Below are 3,823 nucleotides of genomic sequence, written 5' to 3' on the forward strand. Positions count from 1 at the left end.
CGCCTGTGGCGGATTTGGTTTGTAGAATGGTAATGCCGAACTACATCCCGAAAGCCCCGCTTAATCCCGATAATTATCGGGATGCGGGGGGATTAGTCCTTTTCTTTTGGACTATTATATATTGAGTTTCGGTATAATACATTTGTGTGAAGTTCCGAGCCGATTACAAATCGGCTCGGGTTAGCTTTTCAATGCTTTATTTCTGCTATCCCTATTCCACCTTCTCCACCGTAACCCAAGCAATCCCCAGCATCTTAATACCAATACTATCGGCAGCGGAACCGCTCAAATCTATTATTCTTTTAGGGCCAAAAGGGCCACGGTCATTTACTCTTACAGTTACTGTCTTTTTGGTTTTGTGACAATATACTTTTAGCATCGTACCAAAAGGATAAATTCTGTGGGCACAGGTTAAACTATCTTTATGATATCGCTGACCGTTGGCAGTTTTCCTGCCTGTAAAATTATTACCATAATAAGTAGCAAAACCTTCTTGCGAATCGCTGACACCAATAAATGCAGTAATAAAAAAACTACAAACGAAAAGAGCTATGATAGTTTTCTTCATAGTGCAAGTATAGTGATGAATAATTTGTTAGGCAAGTTTTATTTTTGTACCGTCATTGCGAAAACAACAACGTCATTCAGAGCGGACTTCCCGTGAAGAATCTGCAGAGAGCGGAGACATGAGTAATATCGTCTCCGATTCATGAGATTCTTCGTATTGAAGCAATTCGCCGCAGCGAACAGAATGACGTTATTTTTTTACCTCCCAAGCTTTTTAAATTGCCTGAAATTATAAGTAAACGTGAGCATCACATAGCGTTGCAACAAGCTCGTTTGCACATCCTGCGTATAGGTTTCTGTAATAGTTCTGCTAATACTGGTATTTTGTTTTAATATATCAAATACCCTTAACCTAAACTCACCCATATTGTCTTTAAGAAATTTATATCCCACTGCTGCATTCCACAGCACGAAACTTTGATTGTAACCCGATGACAATCCTTTATAATATTGGTGCGTCATATCAGTATTAAACACCCAATGTTTCCAAACAATTAAATTAAATTTGAAAGTACTTGTTTGATTATAATATGAAGTGTTGGATGCTTTGTTCAAGGTATTATTTACACTTGTATAACTGCCATTACTTCCAATGGTAAAATCTATATCTTTACTGATATTACTTGATATCACCAAGCCCGCTCCATAATTAGGAGAATTCGCATAATTTATTAAATTATTTAACAATCCAGGAGTGTGCGAAAAACTAATATTCGCATTAAAGTTTATATTTGATTTGATAAATTTAAGTGGCCTTCCAAAAGTGATAAACGAACGAAGACTATAATACCCATCTACATTTACAGGCATGGTAAGCTGTGAACCACGACGCAAACTCACCCCATTAAATGTGGTATCGGCAGTAGCTATTTGTGTACTGTTCGCTATATAATTTTGCACAGTATTACCGCTTACCAAGGCAAAGAAACTGGTTGATTTGGTAGGATTGGTATATGAATATCGTACAAACATATTTTGTTCAAAGGTTTGTTTGAGCGAAGGATTACCCATACTCAATTGCAAGGGATTGCTATTATTAACTACATTTTGTAACTGATCCACACTAGGCTGGTTCGTATTGGTTCTACATACAACTCTCAAACTCTTTTTTGTATTTATATTATAACGCCACACTACTGAGGGTAATATATTATTAAAGTTTCGGGTAAAGGTAGTATCGCGTGGAAACTTTTGAACACTGGCCAAATTTGATGTTTGAAAATTTGAACTAACAATCAACTGTGATTTTGTATTGGCATATCGGTATCCTAATCCAACAGAATTGGTATAATAGGTATTTTTAAATTTATTGGATAAGGTAGGAACCACATCATCATACGCGTTGGTAACACTTGAATAATTATCCGTTTTTTTATTATTAGTGGTTTGGTTAAAAGAGTTGGCATAAGTAAATTGCAACATACTTTTCTTGCCAATTGGTTCTGTATAATTTACCGTATTACCAATGCTCCATCCTTGCTTGGCAGAGTTTCCTTGTTGGTTAATAGAATCTGAATTATTGGTAGTGTTATAATAGGTGTTACCGCTATTCAAACTTGTGTTTCCATTGGAATTATTATGACCGGGATTGGATTCTATAGAAAGTGTACGACCATATAACTTAAATTTATGTCTATATAATATACCCGTAGATAAATTTAATCCATTGGTTTTTGAAGTACTATTATTAATGGTTCTGTTGAGTTGTTGCATATCATTGTCAGTGTGTCCTGCTAGTTGGTTAGCTCCACTATGATCCTGTATAGAAAGTTTCGGGGTAAACAGCATTGAATTGCTCGAATCAATAAACCAGTTAAGTCTTATATTGATTCGGTGGTTCAAATTTTTGGTTGTGTTCGAGCTGTTTTCAATATATTGTTGTGCAGAACCAAACACAAAATGCTTAATTAAATCTTGGTCGGTAACAGTGCTGGTATGGTTTAGGAAATAACTTGCAGTAACATCTATTTTTTTGCCCCATTTATCAGCATAATTTAGCCCGACAGCATTGGTAGTTGTGATACCATTTTTGCTACTCACACTAAAATTATTGTTACTACCTCCGCCCCCACTAGGCATTTGGCCACGCATTCCTCCCTGCCCACCGGGACCTCCACGGCCACCACCACCGCTTTGTCCCATAGCACCCAACAAATCTTCGGCAGCAAAATTTTGTTCGTTTATATTATTCGATTGAGCAAGCAATGATATTCTTCTATCACCTTTTAATATATTATAATTAAGCCCTACTTTATAAGTACCTTGGTCGCCATAGCCCGCATATATTTTTCCAAACTTACCATTACGCATATTCGATTTGGTAATTATATTCATCGTTTTGCTGGTATTGCCATCATTGAATCCGCTGAACAAATTTTGGTCGCTCTGTTGGTCGAATACTTGTATTTTGTCTACCGTTTCTGCAGGTAAATTTTTGAGAGCCGCATTGGGGTCATCACCAAAAAAAGGTTTGCCATCCACCAATACTTTTTTCACTTCTTCGCCTTGTGCTTGTATTTTTCCATCTACTGTGCTTATGCCTGGCATTTTGGTTACCAAATCTTCGGCAGTTGCATCGGGGTTCACTTTGAAGCTTCCTGCATTGAACTCAACCGTATCTCCTTTTTGTGTTACAGCTTTTTGCTTGCTGATAATGGTAACGGTTTTCATCACATCTAAATCCGACTTCAATTGTATATTTCCTAGATAGGTAGAAGAACTTAAAACATTCACCCGTTTATAATAATCGTAATAACCTACAATGGAAATCTTAATATAATAGGTTCCATTTGTTATTTCTTCAAATACAAACTTGCCCGAAGTATCAATTTGAATTTGCTTAAACAATACGGAATCAGGAACTGAATACATATATATTTTTGCTCTGCTTATTGATAATCCATCTTTGGTACCATATACATTGCCACTAACAGCATAACCTTGAGCAAAAGTGCTCGAACTAAAAAAAATGAATGCACTTGCTGACAAAAAAAATTTGAACATGTTATATATTTGGAGTAGGATTTGGGCTTACAATATTAAATGATAACTTTTTAGTTGGACGACAATAATGAGGAAGGTTTAATTAGGGAAGTTGTGAGTTGCCAGTTGTAAGACCATTCGGCCATCTCGCAACCCGCAACTCCCAACACGCAACTAATACCAATTCTTAAACTAAAATAGTTCTCCGCCTGTGGCGGATTTGGTTTGTAGAATGGTAATGCCGAACTACATCCCGAAAGCCCCGCTTAATCCC

2 protein-coding genes are annotated in these 3,823 nt (G+C 36.6%); both read right to left on the reverse strand.

Annotated features, from left to right (window positions below; genetic code table 11):
- Positions 1-211: 211 nt before the first annotated feature.
- Complete coding sequence (locus SGJ10_06885) at positions 212-568, reverse strand: septal ring lytic transglycosylase RlpA family protein (GenBank protein ID MDZ4757847.1); 357 nt, start codon at positions 566-568, stop codon at positions 212-214.
- A gap of 197 nt (positions 569-765) precedes the next feature.
- Positions 766-3,570 (reverse strand): outer membrane beta-barrel protein, encoded by a 2,805-nt coding sequence (locus tag SGJ10_06890; GenBank protein MDZ4757848.1) that lies wholly within the window; start codon positions 3,568-3,570, stop codon positions 766-768.
- Between the last annotated feature and the right edge of the window lie 253 nt (positions 3,571-3,823).

Source organism: Bacteroidota bacterium (assembly GCA_034439655.1).
GTDB lineage: Bacteria > Bacteroidota > Bacteroidia > UKL13-3 > UKL13-3 > CANJUD01.

Excerpts from the sequence above, each read along its gene's own strand:
- SGJ10_06885 (MDZ4757847.1), bottom strand. The coding sequence starts at position 568 with ATGAAGAAAACTATCATAGCTCTTTTCGTTTGTAGTTTTTTTATTACT.
- SGJ10_06890 (MDZ4757848.1), bottom strand. The coding sequence starts at position 3,570 with ATGTTCAAATTTTTTTTGTCAGCAAGTGCATTCATTTTTTTTAGTTCG.